Origin of the sequence: Myxococcus sp. CA040A (assembly GCF_013336725.1) — a bacterium.
GTDB classification, from domain to species: Bacteria; Myxococcota; Myxococcia; order Myxococcales; family Myxococcaceae; genus Myxococcus; species Myxococcus llanfairpwllgwyngyllgogerychwyrndrobwllllantysiliogogogochensis.
Map to the genome: position 1 here is coordinate 505,569 of NZ_JABUMR010000006.1, position 15,732 is coordinate 521,300.

Here is a 15,732-nt window from a genome sequence, read left to right on the forward strand (position 1 = left end):
GGGCCGGTCCGCGCATCCACGGAAGCGGGATTCAGGGGCCAAGTCAAACAATTCAAGTATTCCTAGAAAATCACGTCACTTTTGTCGGACGGAGAATAAAGTCGTCGACACATTGGACGCGCGGAGTCATTTCCGCTGCGCGGACATTTCTCCAATACATGGACGAAGACGAATCCCTATCAAGCCAGGCCGTGTGCGGAGGCCAGCGCGCGGCGGTCCACCTTGCCGGCGGAGGTCCGCGGCAGGGCCTCCACGAAGCGCACGGAGCGCGGCATCTTGTAGCGGGCCAGCCGGCCATCGCAGAAGGCCAGCAGGGACTCGGCGGTGAGCGAGGCGCCCGCGCGGAGCACCACGAGCGCGCGCGGCGTCTCGCCCCACTTCGCGTCGGGCACGCCGATGACGGCGACCTCGGCGACGTCGGGATGACCGGACAGGACGCTCTCGACCTCGGAGGGATAGATGTTCTCCCCGCCGGAGATGATGAGGTCCTTGCTGCGGCCCACGATGCGGAAGCAGCCGTCCCCGTCACGCAGGGCCAGGTCTCCGGTGCGCAGCCAGCCTCCGACGAAGGTGCGCGCCGTCTCCTCGGGACGGCGCCAGTAGCCGGCGCACACGTGGGGGCCGCGCAGCAGCAGCTCCCCCACGTCCCCTGGCTGTCGCTCGTCCTCGATGCGCGCCTCCACGTGGAAGAGCGGCACCCCGACGAAGCCCGGCTTGCGGCGCACGTCCGACGGAGGGAGCCAGAAGTTGTTGGGGCCCGCCTCCGTGAGGCCATAGCCCGTCTTGAAGGCCACGCCCTTGGTGAAGAAGCGCTCGAACACGGACAGCGGACACGGCGCGCCCCCGCTGACGAGCAGCTTGAGGTGGGAGAAGTCCGCCGACTCGAAGCGCGCGTGGCGCTGCATCTCGATGAACATGGTGGGCACGCCGAAGACGAGGCTCACCTCACGCTGGTGGATGAGCTCGAACACCTGCTCCACGTCGAAGCCCTTGCACACCACGGAGGCGCCGCCCACGTACACCAGCGGCAGCGTGAAGACGTTGAGGCCCCCGGTGTGGAACAGCGGCGCGTTGAGCACGGCCACGTCGTCCGACGTCAGGCCCCAGCTCACCACGGTGTTGACGGCATTGGCCGTCACGGAGCCATGGGTGAGCACCGCGGCCTTGGGCACGCCGGTGCTGCCGCCCGTGTAGCAGAGCACCCACGGCGACTCGGCCTCCAGCTCCAGCACGGGGAGCGAGGAGGCAGGTGCCGCGTCCCGCTCCGTGATGAAGGAGCGCTCAGCCGGGTCGGGCTCGGCGAGGCCCAGCCAGTGGCGTACGAAGGGCGCGCGGGCGCGCACGGTGTCCACCTGGGCACGCAGCTCCGGGCCATACACGAGGACGGAGGGCTCCGCGTCCGCGAGGATGCCGACGAGCTCCGTGGCGCTGAGGCGCCAGTTGAGCGGCTGGAGGATGGCGCCCAGCTTCGCGCAGGCGAAGAGGAGGTCCAGCGTCTCGACACAGTTGTGCGCGAGCACGGCGACGCGGTCTCCGCGCTGGACGCCGAGCACGTGGTGCAGGTACGCGGCGGTGCGCGAGGCGGCGCCGTCCCACTCGCGATAGGTGATGCGGCGGCTGCCCCGGGTGGAGTCGACGAGGGCGGCGTGGTCGGGGTCCAGTGCGGCGCGGCGGGCCAGCCAGTCATGGACGATGGGCATGGTCCCGCACGCTAGCCGAGCGCCGGGAGATGTGCCCGGCTCCCGACACGCCTCAGAGCTCCGGGAGGATGAGCAGGCCGCGCACCGAGTCGACGGTATAGACGTAGCCGTCGCCCGGCACGCGGATGCCGATGGCTCCGTCCCACGAGGACGTGCCTCGGAGGGGGTCCGTCGCGCGCCAGGTGTTGAAGTAGGCGAGCTCCCGGGGACTCTTGGGGATGGACACGTCGAGGACGCGCACGCCGTGCTGGTAGTGGGCGATGTAGAGACGGTTGCCCTTGAGCTCCAGGTTGTGGATGGAGGCCCAGCCCGGCAGACGGTACTCGCCGATGAGCGTGGGATTCGCGCCGAGGTCCCGGACGGCACGGCTCAGGGCTGGACGTAGGTCTGGAGCAGGGAGCTCGTCCGCTCTCTGGAGCGTCGGAAGGCCACGCGTCGCTCCGTGGGGTCCTCGGGCACGGCCATCAGTCCGACGAGGGCGCGGGTGCCTCCGTCCGCGCCGATCACGTTCTGCACCACCACGGACGTCTTGTGGCCGAACGCCTCGGCCCAGGGGGCGCATTCGGCCATGTTGATGCGCTCCTGTTGGGAGTCCGTCCAGGCGATGCAGGGGTATTCGGAGCAGTCCATGGCCTCCAGCTTCATCTTCAGGCCGCACTCCTGGATGGAGCGCTCCACGAGGGCCTGGAAGCCCTTGGGCGTGAAGGCAGGGGGCGCGTTGGCGGGGAAGGGCAGAGGGAGACTGTCCTCGGAGGGCGGCACGGGCGCGGGAGCCGGTGGCGCGGGTGAGGGCGAAGGCGCGACAGCCTGAAGGCGCGTCTCGGCCGAGCGCCGTGCTTCCTGGGCCTCCTTCAATTGACGTTCGAGCGTGGCGACACGCCCGTCGAGTGCCTGCTCTCGCGGGCAACGGTCGTCCACGACCGCCTGGGCGACCGAAGCGGGCTCGGGCGGAGGTGGCGCCTGGTTGTGACGGCTGGACATCACCACCGCGCTTCCCCAAGCACCCAGGACAAGGCCCAGGACTCCCGTCACCACAGGCAACGATTTCTTCATCGTGATGCGAGCCTTTCACTGGCCCATGGCCCTGTCCAATGCACGTCAGTCGGAACACGGTGGTCAGCCCATTTCGTCGGGAGGAATAGACAGGCCTGAGAGGCCCAACAGATAGAGACACACATCACGATAGGATCTGGCCGCTTCCGTGGTCTCGGTGGGCGAGAAGACCAGATACGAGCGATAGCGCCCCCCTCTTCCCCCTTCGAGCACCCACTTGGAGCCATCGAGCCAGTCCCTCCCCCACGGCCCCTCCGTCCACGCACGCTGCTCCCAGAAGCCGAAGCGAGCCAATCTGCTTTGAAGCTCCGTCCACTCACTGGGCGATAGCAGTCGGCTGCGGCTACCAGCCGACCGGGGTGCGTCGGGTCCGATGCCGTCGTCCTCCCAGCTCGTGCGGATCTGGTACACCGCGCCGCGCCGCTCCACCCGAATGCTCACGTCATCGAGGAACGAGCGGAGCCACGTGAACCGGTAGACCTCCGCATCAGGAGTCAGCGGCCAGAGGCTGCGCTCCCCCAACCGGAAGAGAAGCCAGGAGACAAAGCAGCTTGTCGATTCAACCCAGGCCTCGTCTCGGGGATAGGCTTCGAGCTCAGGGCCAAAGGTGACGGCCAGGGCACTTCGATGAAGAAGCTGAGGCCACCTCCGCGTCTCTGTATCCGTGGCCTCCGAGCAGCCCGGAGGGCCCTGCCTGCTCGGAGGCATGGGAGGCCCGACTCTTCGCGCACACGCCCCAAGAACTCCTACGGCGACAAGAAGGGCGAAGTGCGTTCTCCACGAGGAAACGAGCGGACTCGGCCGTGGTCCAGGCATAGGAGACGAGCATGTGCGGCGGGCCGGCTCGGATTCCTCACGGAAGGCTCACGGTTCGCGCACGACACCGTGAGCCCCACCGCGCTCAGGGCACCAGCACCAGCTTGCCCACCGTCGTCCCGGACTCCAGCGCCTTGTGCGCCTCCGCGACGGAGTCCAACGGGAACTTCGTCACCTGCGGCGACACCAACTTCCCCTCCTCCACCCACGCCAGCAGCTTCGCCATGCTGTCCTCCAACACGAAGCGCTGCTCGAACAGATACGACAGGTTGAACGCCAGCACGCTCGTGTTGTCATTCGTCAAGGTCAGCGGGTCGAAGCGCGGCGTCCGCATCCAATCCCACGCCAGCTTCGCGTAGTTCGGTCGCCCACCCGTGCGCGGCAACATCGAATGAAACCCGTAGATGACCAGCTTCCCCGGTGACGCCAGATGCCGGTAGCTGTCGCGCAGCGTGGACGGCCCGTTCGCATCCAGCACCACCTCGTACCCCTTCGGTGACGCCGCCTCCGCCGCCTTCCACAAGTCCTCGCGGCTCTTGTCGATGACCACGTCCGCGCCCAACGCACGCGCCGCCTCCACCTTGTGCGTCCCACCCACCACGCCCACCATCCGGCACCCGGCGATGCGCCCCAACTGCAACAGCGCGCTGCCCACCCCGCCCGCCGCCGAGTGCACCAGCACGTTCGTCCCCGGCCTCGGATGCGCCAGCTCGAACAGCGCGTAGTACGCCGTCAGGAACACCGCCGGAAATCCCGCCGCCTGCTCCATCGTCAGCTTCGACGGCAGCGCGAACACTTGGTGCCGTGGCACCGCGACGTGCGTCGCATACCCGCCGAACCGCGTCACCCCGAACACCCTCGCCCCGGGCGCAAGGTCCTCCACACCGGCCCCCACCGACTGCACCGTGCCCGCGAACTCGAAGCCGGGGGTAATCGGCCACCCCACATACTCCTTCGCGGAGGCGTACAGGCCCATGCGAATGACGCAGTCCGCATAGTTCACCCCGATGGCCTCGGTGGCCACCACCACCTCCCCCGGCCCAGGTGAAAGCTGATTCAGGTTTTCAAGTCGGAGCTGCCCATATCCACCGGCTTTCGGAATGACGACCTTGCGTGCGCTCATGTCCCCGTGAGTATCACGCGACGCAGCGCGACAACGTGAATGGGCGTTCACGTGGCGGGCGACGCGCGCACGAGATGTCTCTACACTGTGTCTCGCGCCCGATGACTTTCATTGGTCCGGGCGCGCATCCCCCACAACAGAAGGAGTCCTCCATGCGATTGCGGCATTCGCTGTTCCTCATGGCCCCGCTGCTCGTCGGCGCCCTCACTGGCTGCGGACCCGAGCACGAGGAATCACTCGCTCCCGAAGCCCCCGCCGCCGAGCAGCTCGGCACCACCGAGTCCGCCGCTGTCTCCACCGCGGGCCTCACCACGCACTTCCGTCAGTGGCTCTCCGCCAACGGCTACGACAGCTACGACTTCCCTCGCGCCGACCTCGTCGGCGGCAGCTTCGGCGGCAAGGCAAGCGGCACCGACACCGTGGTGAACACGCCCGTCATCTTCATCCACGGCAACTCCGACAAGGCCGTGGGCACCGGCACCGCCGGCCAGTCGGGCTGGAACGCCTCCATCGAGTACTTCCTCGCCAACGGCTACAAGCCGAGCGAGCTGTACGCGACGACGTGGGGCCCCGCGGAAATCATGCAGACCGCGGTCCAGTACCACTCGAAGACGAACGTCATGAAGGTGCGCAAGTTCATCGAGGCGGTGAAGGCGTACACCGGCGCGACGAAGGTGGACATCATCACCCACTCCATGGGCGTGACGCTCGCGCGCAAGGCCATCCTCGGCGGCGCGGCGAATGACTCGGCCAACGGCGGCGCGTACAACGTCGGCGCGGCGCTCACCGGCTCGGTGGACACCTTCGTCGGAATCGCTGGCGCGAACCTGGGCCTCACGTCCTGCTACCAGACGGGCCCGTCGACTCCGACGTGTGGCTCCACCAACGGCCTGTATCCGGGCTACCTCTACTTCGGCCTGGTGATGGGGCGCTCCGCGTACCTGGACAACCTGCGCTCCACGAGCGGCTACGAGGGTGCCTACCGCTACAGCATCTATTCCACGGCCGATGAAATCATCAACTACGGAGGCATCGTCTACGGCGAGTACACCTCCCGCATCCCCGGTCAGAATGGGGAGAAGGTCTACTCGGCGTATCCCTACGGGCACTTCAACTCGAAGGACCTGACGGCGGCGGTGCAGTACAGCATGGTGCGCAACCACACCATTCCGTAGGGCACGCGCCACGGGCTCCCGGCACGCCGACGTCCAGGCGCCGCCGGGAGTCACGGGCCGGTTCGGCATCACAGCAGGAAGGACGGAAGCGCCTCGTCCTTCGACAGCACCGTGACAGCGAGCTCCGGCACCTTCGTCACCGAGGGCGCCGGTCGACGGCCCATCCACGCCGTGGGGGAGTGGATGTGGCCGTCCTCGCGTCACGAGCCGGGGCGACGCGCCTCATCCACACCGAGGATGAGGCCGTCCCCAGGTCACCAGCACCACACGACGACCTCGCATCCACGCCAACACCGTCACGCATCAAGCGCGATGCGTCTCTTCACGAGCACCACCCGCCGCCACATCCCACCGAGGATGCGGCGGCGCCGACGCACTCACGGCCTCGGGCCATCCGATGGAGCCGGCGCGTCGTTCTGCGCGGGCGTGGGCGAGGGCTGGTTCCCTGGTGCCCCCGGTACCGGCGCGGGCTCACCCGGCTTCGGTGCCTTGTCTTTCGGCTCCTCCTTCGGGACGAAGGGCTTCGCCGCCTCCGGGTCCTTCAGGAACGCGAGCACCGTCTCGTTGAACGGCGCCGGGCAGTCGAGCTGCACCGTGTGGCCACAGCCCTTCATCGGCGCCAGCGCGGCCCCGGGGATTCGGGACGCGCCGTACTCCATGATTTCGCGCGCCTCGCCGCCGTGGAGGAACGGGTTGGGAATCAGCCGGTCATCCGTGCCGTAGACGATGAGCGTGGGCACCGTGACGTGCTGGAGGCTCTCACGCACGAAGTCGTTGTGCGCCAGCCCCCGCACCGTGCGGACGTTGGCGTAGGCGTACGCGTCGAACTCGGGCGACTTCGCCAGCCGCACGCGCTCCTCAACCAGCCAGTCGAGCTGTGGCCCCCAGTGCATGAAGTTGCCCTGGCGCACGCTGCCCCAGATGTTCGCCTCGGGCGCGTACTTGATGAAGTCCGCGCTCATCACCCGCGCGAACCACGCCTTCTCCTTCCAACTGAACTTCTCGAACCCGGCCGGCGACACCAGCACCAGCGCACTGAGCGACTCCGGATAGCGGATGGCGTACGACAGCGACGTCTGCCCACCCATCGAGTGTCCCGCGAGGATGGGCTTGTCCACGCCCAGTCCTCGCGTCAGCTCGTGCACCACGTCGGCCATTGCCTCCATGGTGTACGGGAAGGTCGCCGGCTTGTCGGACTTGCCGAAGCCGGGCAGGTCCACCGCGATGACTCGATAGCCCTGCGCCTGGAACACGTCCAACTGTGCCCGCCAGAACTTCAGATAGGAGCCAAGGCCGTGCACGAAGACCACCGTCTTCGCATCCGGCGACGAGGCCGGCAGGTCCACGTAGGCGACGTGCAGCTCGGTGGCCAGCTTGTAGCGGGCCGTGACGTCTGGCAGCGCGGCGCGGTGTACGGGCCAGGGCCGCTTCGTGCCCTCGGTGGAGTAGTCGAGGTCCTGGAAGGACAGCGCGGACTCGCCAGCATACGAGCGCACGCAACCGGCGGAGGACAGCCCCGCCGCGAGGAGCAACGCGGTGAAAGCGCGGGAGGAGCTCATGGTCAGAACGCGTACCAGGTGAAGGTGGTGAAGGCCGCCCACGGGTCGCTCCGCACGGTGGTCGCACCGTCGTAGAAGCTGCCGCGGAAGAGGTAGCCGCCGTGGAGACCCACGGTCATCAGGTAGCGGATGTGGTAGCGCAGCTCCGCGTTGACCTCCGCGCCGATGAACCGGCCGCGCCGCACGTCGGCCACCCAGCGCGCCGGGTCCGCCCCCGCGTTGGCCAGGCCCGTGGCCACCTTGAGGTTGAGCTTGTTGGGGATGATGTCCCACGCCGCCGAGGCGATGCCCGCGCGCAGGCCGTAGCCCTGGTTGGAGATGTCCGTCACCGCGCCCGTGTAGTTGTTCACCGTGCTGGTGAAGGGGAACAGGATGAGCATCTTGTGGTTGAACCACACCGCGCCCGGCAGGCCGTACTGGTTGAGCGTGAAGGCGCCCGTGTACTTGTCGTCCTCCAGATTGGAGTCACCCGAGGAGAACATGCCCTCCACGGTGATGACGTCACCGGGGCCACGGCCCCACTGGTACATGACCTCCAGGTTGGCGGACACGCCGGAGATGTTCAGCTCGTCGAGCACCGAGTTTTCCGGGTCGTCGCTCTCGTACTTGCCGCCGTTGTACATGACGAAGCCAGAGGCCCCGAGCCGGCCGTTGCGGAAGTCGATGTTGTGATTGAAGTGCGCACCCGCCCAGAAGACGCTGCCGGTGGGCCGGTTGATGTTGAAGCGCGCGGTGCCGGTGAAGCCGGGCAGGCCCGAGGACGACGGGCCACTCTTCACCAGGCCCTCGAAGGCGTACGCATCACCCTTGGTGTCGTCGTTCAGGTACCAGAACGACGCGCCCACGTTGGTGTTGGGGCGCACCGGGTAGACGTAGTCCGCCATCGCCAGCCAGATGTACTTCAGGCGCGGGTCGTTCTTCGTGGCGCGGTCCGACTGCGCGGTGCCCAGCGGCATCAGGCTGACGCGCGCGTTGCCCTTGATTCCGCTGAAGATGGAGAGGCCCGTCGCGTCGCTGCCGAGGAAGGCCAGCTTGTAACCCGTGCGCGTGAGGTCCGACAGCGGCGTGCGCGTCGGGTCATGGGCGTTGTCGTAGACGGGCTGCGTGCCGACGAGCAGCGTGAGCTGGCTGGGATTGCGCGTCGGGTAGATGGCGACGTTGACGTTCTTCGTCTGGATGTTCACCTGGTCGGCGTTGAAGCCGCCGCCCTCGTTCTGGCCAATGGTGTTGGCCGAGCGACCCCAGAGGAAGTCCACCTCGAACTGCGCGCGGAAGGACGCCAGCCCGTCGACGAAGAAGGGGCTGTACTCGATGACGGGAATCCAGCGCTGCTCGATGAAGTACGCGGAGCGGCCCGACTCGGTGCTCACCGCGCTGCCCACCGGCGAGCCGATGGGCCCCAGCGACACGCCGCGCAGGCCCGCCGGGTCACCGACCTGGTTCGTCATGGAGACGCGGGTGAAGAAGTAGTTGATGAGCGTGAGCTCGCGAGGCTCGGCGTCCTCCTCGCGGTCCTTCGCCTCCAGCCACTCGGCATACAACCCTGGCACGGGGGTGCTCTGCGCGGCGGCCGGCGTCGCCAGTCCCACGAGCCCCAGCGCCGCGAGCACCCTCGCGCCTCGGCGCAGCGTCTCGCGTGCTTCAAACCCACTTCCCGTCATATCCACCTCGGCCCCGCGCGCGGGGCACTCCCGGTGCACCGGGCTCGGATGTCACCACTGTCGCTGGCGCTGCGTACCGCCGTGCTCCTCGGACGGGGCAACGGTGCCCGCGTCCAGTCCTTCGTCCAGGGAGAGGGCGGGAGCGCGCCCTCCCTCCGGCGCGAGGTGAGGCGGGCTACCGGACGGCGTACGTCTGCACGGCGTTGCCCGTGAAGGCAGTGCCGTTGAGCGTCACGGAGCTCGACGTGCCCACCGCGCCATTGGCGCAGCGGCTGCCCGTCGACTGGTTCTTGAAGAAGAGCTCCAGCTTGAGCGTCTTCTGGTCGGTGGTGAAGCCACCGCGACCTTCCTGCACCAGTCCACCCGGGAAGGTGAACGTCACGTCGAAGCAGCTTCCGTCCGCCGCCACGTTCTCGATGAGAACGGTGGTGGAGGTGAAGGAGAGCGGGTTCTTCGGCGCGTCATGGTTGCAGGCGCCATCGGCGATGGTGCCCGGGACGCTGTCGACCTTGAAGTTGCCGCCAGCCACCGACATGGTGACCTTCTGGTAACACTGGGACACCGCGCCATAGTCGACATCTTCGTTGTAGCCGTTGGGGTGGCTGGGGATGTTGGCCCCTTCCATCAGCAGCGTCTTGCCCTCGAGGAACGCGAGGATGTTGGCGGAGCTGTTCAGCTTGGGCGCCTCGACGGGCGGGTCCTTGTCGTCATCATCTCCGCAGCCTACGAGGCCCAGCGCGCAAACCATGACCGCGGACAGCAGCTTCTTCTTCATGTGAGTGCTCCTCTTCCCTCCGGCGTCACCGCCGGGATGTGACGACAGTCGTCAATGCGAAGGGCCTGACTCCAGGGCCCTCCGTGAATGGCTCAGCGCGGCGCGTCGGACACGGAGGGTGTCATTGGCCCTCCGCATCGGCGGCGATGGCCGCCTCGCGCAGCTCGCGCTTGAGAATCTTTCCCGCCGCGGAGATGGGCAGGCGCTCCACCAATTCCACCCGCTTGGGCACCTTGAAGCGCGCGAGCCTCCCGCGCAGGTGCTCCATCAACACCTCCGTGGAGCAGGCCTCGCCGGGTTTGAGCACCACGAAGGCCCGGCCGACCTCGCCCCACTTCGCATCGGGCATGCCGATGACCGAGCACTGCTGCACAGCGGGGTGCTCGTAGAGGACCGACTCCAGCTCCAGCGGGTACACGTTCTCTCCGCCGGAGATGAACATGTCCTTCTTGCGACCCGCGATGGTGAAGAAGCCGTCCGCGTCCTTGCGAGCCAGGTCGCCGGTGTGGAACCAGCCATCCGGGTCGATGGCCTCGCGCGTGGCGGCCTCGTCCTCGAAGTAGCCCGAGCACATGGAGGGGCCCTTGAGGAGCAGCTCACCCACGTCGCCCGTGGGCACCTCGCGGCCGTCGTCGTCCACCAGCTTCGCGGCGATGAAGTAGTTGGGGCGGCCGATGGAGCCCGCCTTCGACACCGCGAACTCGGGCCCCATGCTGAAGATTCCCGGGCCGAACTCCGTCATCCCGAAGCCCTGCTTGAAGGGCACCGCGTGCACGGCCTGCCACGCTTGAATCAGCGGCACGGGCAGCGCCGCGCCGCCGCTGGTCATGAAGCGCACGGTGGAGAAGTCCGTCGTGGCGAAGCGCGGCGAGTCGAGCAGTTGCTGGTATTGAGTGGGCACCGCGAAGAAGAGCGACACCTTCTCGCGCGGGATGAGCGTGAGCAGCGCCTCCGGGTCCCACCTGCGCATGATGACGATGGTGCCGCCCGCGGTGAGCAACGGCACCGAGTACACGAGCAGCCCGCCCGTGTGGAACATGGGCGTGTGCGTCACCGTGACGTCGCCGGGGCGCAGCTCATGCACCAGCGTGTTGAGCGTGTTCCACGCCACCATGCGGTAGCTGATGCACGCGCCCTTCGAGCGGCCCGTGGTGCCGCCAGTGAAGAGCAGACACAGGGTGTCCTCCTCGGACACCGTGTCGTTCTTCACGGGCTCGGCGGAGCGGTGCGCGAGGACGTCCGTGTACGCGGCTGCGCCCGGCAGCCCTTGCGACTCCAGGGACACGAGACTGAGCGAGCCCCCGACGCTCTTGCGCACCTGGGCCACGGCGTCGCGGAAGTCGTCGCCGAAGAGGAGCACGCGCGGGCGGATGGCGCGGACCAGGTCCGTCAGCTCGGTCGCGTGCAGGCGCCAGTTGTAGGGGACGAAGATGGCGCCCAGCTTGCCGCAGGCGTAGAGCGCATCCAGGTACTCGACGCCGTTGTGGGCGACGATGCCCACGCGGTCGCCGCGCTTCACGCCGGCCACGTCGCGCAGCCAGCCGCCGAGCGCCTCGGCGCGCGTGTTCAGGGCACGGTAGGTGAAGCGGCCGGCGTCACCCTTGGCCGTGTCCACCACCGCGACGTGCTCGGGCCAGTACAGGGCGCCCCGCCCCATCCAGTCGCCGATGAACATGCGCGCCTCCAAGACTCAGGCCGTCCAGCGGTAGAGAGCGGAGGCCATGGCGAGACCACCGCCGCTGGCACAGAAGGCCACCAGGTCGCCCCGTCGCACCTTGCCCTGGACGACGGCGTCATCGAGCGTCATCGGGATGCAGGCCGAGCCGGTGTAACCCCACTTGTCCATCGTGTAGTGCGCCTTGGCCATGGGCTGGCCGAGCACCTTCATGGTGGCCTCGATGGTGCGCAGGTTGAGCTGGGTGAAGACGAAGAGCTTCACGTCGTCCAGCGTCTGCGACTGCTTCTTGAGGAGCTGGTCCAACAGCATGGGCCAGCGCTCGGTGTTGAACGTGGCGGGGAACTTGCGGACGAACTGGACGGCGGGCTTGCCACCGGTGAGGGGCAGCGTCTCCGCGGTGGCGGGACGGTGGGTGCCGCCGGTGTAGATGCCGAGCGCGTCGTGGTACTCGCCATTGGCCAGGAGCCGCGCGCCCATGAAGCCGGGCTTGTCTCCCGCGCCGAGCACCACCGCGCCCGCGCCATCCGCGAACAGGGTGCAGGTCTTCTTGTCCTTCCAGTTCACGTAGCGCGTCATGCCGTACGCGCCGACCACGAGGATGCGGTGGTAGCCGTCATCCGCGGCGAGGGTCTTCGAGCCCACGTCCAGCGCCGTCACCCACCCCGCGCACGCGCAGTTGAGGTCATAGGTGCCGGCGTTGGCGGCGCCCAGCTTGGCCTGCACCACGGAGGAGGTGGCGGGGCTCAGGTAGTCGGGCGTGTCGGTGGCGACGATGATGAGGTCCAGTTCCTCGGGCTTCGTCCCGGAGCGCTCCAGGGCCTGACGGGCGGCGGCGACACAGAGGTCACTGGTGGCCTCGGTGTCGGCCATGACGTGGCGCTCCTTGATGCCCACGTTCTGCTGGAGCCACTCGTCCACTGGCTCGCCGAGGATCTTCTCGACGTCCGCGTTGGTGAGGACCTTCTCGGGGACGTAACGGCCAGTGGCGAGGATCTGCGCGTATCGCATGTGCGGTCTTCTCAGCTCCGGGCGCTCCGCGCCGGGCGGCGCGCGGGACGCAGGGTGTTCTTCTTCTTGGCGGGGGCGGCCTTCGCGGGGCTCGCCTTGGAGGGGGTGGACTTGACGCTGTTGCGCGCGGGAGCGGCCGAGCGGGCATCCAATCCGTGGCGGATGAGGCCCATGGCGGTGTCGAGCACGCGCTCCAGGCCCGGGTCTTCTTCCCAGAGGACCCAGCGCATGCCGAGGAAGTCGGCGATGCCCATCAGGCAGTAGGCGAGCGCCTCCGGGTCCATGCGGCGCACTTCGCCCGCGTCCATGGCGATGGACAGGCCGTTGACGTAGCCCTTGGCGAAGCGGTCGTAGTAGCGGCGGTAGCAGTCGGCGTCGACGAACTCGGCCTGGCGCACGACGCGGTAGAGGTTGGGGTGCTGGCGGACGAACTGGAAGAAGGTGCGAAGGCCCTCGCGCTCCACGTCCATGCGGCTGTCGCACGCGGCGGTGGACTCACCGATGAGGCGGCGCAGGCGGGTGCCCAGGTCGTCGACGACCTCGACGAAGATGGACTGCTTGTCCGGGAAGTAGACGTAGAACGTGCCGAGCGCCACGCCGCCCTTGCGGGTGATGTCCGCGATGGAGGCGCGCTCGTAGCCCTTCTCTCCGAAGACCGACTCGGCGGCCTTCAGCAGCTTCGCACGCGTCCGCTGTCCTCGCGGCGTGACGGGTCCGGAGCGGTCTGGAGAAGTTGAAGGCCGATTCATGTTTCACCTAGCGGTAGCACCCGCTCGACGGGGTTGTCAAAGCGCGGAGAATGGCTCCGCGCGTCATGGACTGTGGGCGACGCAGGGCGTCACCTGGAGACCTCATGTCTCCACTCGGCGGAGCGTACCCCGAATGGCGCGGGGGTCAGTGGGGTGCTCACCGCCCTGTAAGAACATCCGTTCTGGCGAGGTGGCGCGACGCGCAACGTCCTCGTGGTGGAAATGGGTTCCTCGTAGCGTCGGAGGTCCTCGCCGCTGAAGGGAGACGCATGGTGCTCCGTCGGGCTGGTGCCTTCCTGCTCGCTTTGATGACTGCCTGTGGGACGGCGCGTGTCCCGCATACGGTCTCCAGCGAAGACGCGGTGGACGCCTGGTACTCGCAGCGGGTCGTCCCACTCGGCGGCGCCGACACGGAGCCCGTGGAGGTGGACAAGGAGGCGTTCACCCGGGCTGTTGCGCGATTGGCCCGAGAGGTCCGTCCCGGACGAATCTCTCCCGAGGCCGTACGGCAACTCCTCGAGCGGGTACCGGACTCCGAGCCCGCAACAAGCTCCGTGGGCGGTGGCCGCGTCTACCGGATGGCCCCGTTGGAGGTGCGCCCGGAGACGGCGGGGGAGGCGGAGCTGAAGCGGGAGTACCTGCGCTGGTGTCAGCGCGCACAGGGTGGCGGGGACTGCCTGCGCTTGCTGGTGGACGGACCGGTGCTGGGCAGCGAGGACCGGTACGCGGTGGCGCTCGCGCTCGCGATGGGCTCGGTGTTGGAGGAGACGCGGCATTCGCTCCGGGACATGGCGGACCCCGCGGCGGTGCTGTCGCTCGTGTTGTGGTCCGCCACGCTCTACTTCGTGCTCTGGGCACTACCCGAGCCGATTTCGAAGGGCGTGGGGGCGGTGCTGACGGTGGGCCTGCTGGCGTGGCTGGGCGTCGACACCGTCTGGGGGTTGATGCAGGGCTGGACGAGGCTGATGAAGGAGGCGGAGCAGGCCAAGACCTTCGGGGAGCTGGAGGAGGCCGGGGAGACCTACGGCCGGGTGATGGGGGAGAACACCGCGCGCGTGCTGGTGATGCTCGTCACAGCGGCCGTTGGCGTTGGCGCGGGGAAGCTCTCCAAGAAGATGCCCGGGATACCCGGCTACACCCAGGCCGCCGCGCAGGCCGAGGCCCAGGGAGGTGCGAGGCTCGCGACAGTGGCCGAAGTGGAGTCGGTAGCGGCGACCTCCGAGGGTGCCTTCTCCATCCTGGCGCGAAGGCCCGGCGCGCAAGCCTCTGCGCCTCCTGCGACGACGGGCTCGACGGCGCGAGTCCTCGTCCAACATCAGGGAGGAAATCAGCAGGTGGTCGTCAACGGGCAGCGCTGGCATGTGCCCGCTGGCAAGCCCGCCCACGCCATCCCCAAGAGCGACCCGGTCGGGGACCAGCTTCAGGCCGCCGCACTGCGGGCCGCGGAGAAGTGGAGGCCACAACTTCTGAGTGAAAAGGAGGCGCGCGCCATTCGCGCGGCTCTCGCGAAAGGAGAGCACTGGCTGGCACGCCTCCTCGAGAGACAGGCCCGAGGACGGTTCGTGGAGGACCAGTTGAAAGCCCAATTCCGACAGTTACGCTGGAGCAACCGAGGCGTCGACGCGATTGATCCTTCCACGGGCTACAGGTACGAGATTCTCTCGGGAACAGATTCCAACCTCGCGCTTCACGGGCAGCGGATGGCGGGCTTCCTCTTCCGGATGATTGGCTTCTAACCAAAGAGAGCACGGATGGCTCAGCTCAATATCGAGGGCAAGGTGATAGAGAACGAGCGGATTGTCCTCGGTCGTGAGGACATCGCCTTCCTCGGCCCGAACCTGACCCTTCGCGCCTGCACCGTGACGGTGAAGGTCACGGCCCGGAACCTGATTCTCATCCAGCCTCGGCTCATCGACTGCGTCATCGAGGTCAAGCAGGAGCTCAAGAACCTCCGCTGGTGCAAGGCGTTCCTGAAGGGCTGCCGCTTCACCGGCGTGATGAGCGGAAACGACTTCGGCCGATGGCCCTTCGACGAGGAGGCGGAGAAGAAGCTGGGAGGCATCGAGGACTGCGACTTCTCCGGAGCACGGCTCGACGCCTGCCGCTTCCTCGATTGTGACGTCGATACACTGAAGCTCCCATCCTGGCCCTGCTTCACCTTCCTGGACCCTACTCGCAGGCGGCAGGAACTGCTCGCCGCGCCCTGGCCCGGCACCAGCCGCATCGTCGTGGAATCCCTGGTGGAGGCACCTCCAGAGACCGTGGCCGCGACCTATTCGGCTCCCGCTGTCGCCAGGTACAGCGACACCACCGAGGAGGCGCTCCTCGCCGTCCTGCAAACACTCGACGGCGTGAGGCTCTGACGGGCAAGCACCCCCGTGGATACACTCAACCCCGAGGGGCCATGTCGGCGGAACCCACTCCTACCCGTTCGA

13 protein-coding genes are annotated in these 15,732 nt (G+C 67.8%); 3 read left to right on the plus strand and 10 right to left on the minus strand.

What is annotated here, in order from left to right; all coding sequences use genetic code 11:
• Positions 1 to 179: 179 nt before the first annotated feature.
• The 4 genes from HUA75_RS28255 to HUA75_RS28270 form a co-directional block, all read right to left on the minus strand.
• On the minus strand, positions 180 to 1,700 hold the full coding sequence (locus HUA75_RS28255; protein WP_174488116.1) for a long-chain fatty acid--CoA ligase: 1,521 nt from the start codon (positions 1,698 to 1,700) through the stop codon (positions 180 to 182).
• Positions 1,701 to 1,752: 52 nt separating this feature from the next.
• Entirely contained in the window at positions 1,753 to 1,941 is a 189-nt protein-coding gene (locus HUA75_RS28260) for a hypothetical protein (protein WP_371746210.1), read from the minus strand.
• 128 nt (positions 1,942 to 2,069) lie between these two features.
• Positions 2,070 to 2,753, minus strand: coding sequence for a hypothetical protein (locus tag HUA75_RS28265; RefSeq protein WP_174487913.1), 684 nt, complete (start codon positions 2,751 to 2,753; stop codon positions 2,070 to 2,072).
• Positions 2,754 to 3,654: 901 nt separating this feature from the next.
• Positions 3,655 to 4,692 carry a medium chain dehydrogenase/reductase family protein gene (locus tag HUA75_RS28270; protein WP_174488117.1) on the minus strand — a complete coding sequence of 346 codons (1,038 nt, stop codon included), beginning with the start codon at positions 4,690 to 4,692 and terminating at the stop codon, positions 3,655 to 3,657.
• Between the two features lie 152 nt (positions 4,693 to 4,844).
• Here HUA75_RS28270 and HUA75_RS28275 point away from each other — a divergent pair, with 152 nt between their 5' ends.
• Positions 4,845 to 5,867: a lipase gene (locus HUA75_RS28275; protein WP_174488118.1), complete on the plus strand. Its 1,023-nt coding sequence runs from the start codon at positions 4,845 to 4,847 to the stop codon at positions 5,865 to 5,867.
• Positions 5,868 to 6,244: 377 nt separating this feature from the next.
• On the opposite strand, the gene HUA75_RS28280 is transcribed toward HUA75_RS28275, so the two are convergent.
• The 6 genes from HUA75_RS28280 to HUA75_RS28305 form a co-directional block, all read right to left on the minus strand.
• Positions 6,245 to 7,426 (minus strand): alpha/beta fold hydrolase, encoded by a 1,182-nt coding sequence (locus tag HUA75_RS28280; RefSeq protein ID WP_174488119.1) that lies wholly within the window; start codon positions 7,424 to 7,426, stop codon positions 6,245 to 6,247.
• A 2-nt stretch (positions 7,427 to 7,428) separates the two neighbouring features.
• Positions 7,429 to 9,087 (minus strand): hypothetical protein, encoded by a 1,659-nt coding sequence (locus HUA75_RS28285; RefSeq protein ID WP_174488120.1) that lies wholly within the window; start codon positions 9,085 to 9,087, stop codon positions 7,429 to 7,431.
• 175 nt (positions 9,088 to 9,262) lie between these two features.
• Positions 9,263 to 9,862 carry a hypothetical protein gene (locus tag HUA75_RS28290; RefSeq protein WP_141646401.1) on the minus strand — a complete coding sequence of 200 codons (600 nt, stop codon included), beginning with the start codon at positions 9,860 to 9,862 and terminating at the stop codon, positions 9,263 to 9,265.
• A 121-nt stretch (positions 9,863 to 9,983) separates the two neighbouring features.
• Positions 9,984 to 11,537: a long-chain fatty acid--CoA ligase gene (locus tag HUA75_RS28295; RefSeq protein ID WP_174488121.1), complete on the minus strand. Its 1,554-nt coding sequence runs from the start codon at positions 11,535 to 11,537 to the stop codon at positions 9,984 to 9,986.
• A gap of 15 nt (positions 11,538 to 11,552) precedes the next feature.
• Positions 11,553 to 12,548, minus strand: coding sequence for a 3-oxoacyl-ACP synthase III family protein (locus tag HUA75_RS28300; protein ID WP_141646403.1), 996 nt, complete (start codon positions 12,546 to 12,548; stop codon positions 11,553 to 11,555).
• An 11-nt stretch (positions 12,549 to 12,559) separates the two neighbouring features.
• A complete protein-coding gene (locus HUA75_RS28305; protein WP_141646404.1) occupies positions 12,560 to 13,297 on the minus strand; it encodes a TetR/AcrR family transcriptional regulator in 738 nt (245 codons plus the stop codon).
• A 269-nt stretch (positions 13,298 to 13,566) separates the two neighbouring features.
• On the opposite strand from HUA75_RS28305, the gene HUA75_RS46995 reads away from it, so the two are divergent.
• Positions 13,567 to 15,033 carry a hypothetical protein gene (locus tag HUA75_RS46995; protein WP_254627798.1) on the plus strand — a complete coding sequence of 489 codons (1,467 nt, stop codon included), beginning with the start codon at positions 13,567 to 13,569 and terminating at the stop codon, positions 15,031 to 15,033.
• 15 nt (positions 15,034 to 15,048) lie between these two features.
• Entirely contained in the window at positions 15,049 to 15,660 is a 612-nt protein-coding gene (locus HUA75_RS28315) for a hypothetical protein (protein ID WP_174488123.1), read from the plus strand.
• The last annotated feature ends 72 nt before the right edge of the window (positions 15,661 to 15,732 follow it).

Excerpts from the sequence above, each read along its gene's own strand:
- HUA75_RS28270 (WP_174488117.1), bottom strand. The coding sequence starts at position 4,692 with ATGAGCGCACGCAAGGTCGTCATTCCGAAAGCCGGTGGATATGGGCAG.
- HUA75_RS28300 (WP_141646403.1), bottom strand. The coding sequence starts at position 12,548 with ATGCGATACGCGCAGATCCTCGCCACTGGCCGTTACGTCCCCGAGAAG.
- HUA75_RS28315 (WP_174488123.1), top strand. The coding sequence starts at position 15,049 with ATGGCTCAGCTCAATATCGAGGGCAAGGTGATAGAGAACGAGCGGATT.
- HUA75_RS28280 (WP_174488119.1), bottom strand. The coding sequence starts at position 7,426 with ATGAGCTCCTCCCGCGCTTTCACCGCGTTGCTCCTCGCGGCGGGGCTG.
- HUA75_RS28290 (WP_141646401.1), bottom strand. The coding sequence starts at position 9,862 with ATGAAGAAGAAGCTGCTGTCCGCGGTCATGGTTTGCGCGCTGGGCCTC.
- HUA75_RS28305 (WP_141646404.1), bottom strand. The coding sequence starts at position 13,297 with ATGAATCGGCCTTCAACTTCTCCAGACCGCTCCGGACCCGTCACGCCG.
- HUA75_RS28285 (WP_174488120.1), bottom strand. The coding sequence starts at position 9,087 with ATGACGGGAAGTGGGTTTGAAGCACGCGAGACGCTGCGCCGAGGCGCG.
- HUA75_RS28255 (WP_174488116.1), bottom strand. The coding sequence starts at position 1,700 with ATGCCCATCGTCCATGACTGGCTGGCCCGCCGCGCCGCACTGGACCCC.
- HUA75_RS28275 (WP_174488118.1), top strand. The coding sequence starts at position 4,845 with ATGCGATTGCGGCATTCGCTGTTCCTCATGGCCCCGCTGCTCGTCGGC.
- HUA75_RS28295 (WP_174488121.1), bottom strand. The coding sequence starts at position 11,537 with ATGTTCATCGGCGACTGGATGGGGCGGGGCGCCCTGTACTGGCCCGAG.
- HUA75_RS28265 (WP_174487913.1), bottom strand. The coding sequence starts at position 2,753 with ATGAAGAAATCGTTGCCTGTGGTGACGGGAGTCCTGGGCCTTGTCCTG.
- HUA75_RS46995 (WP_254627798.1), top strand. The coding sequence starts at position 13,567 with ATGGTGCTCCGTCGGGCTGGTGCCTTCCTGCTCGCTTTGATGACTGCC.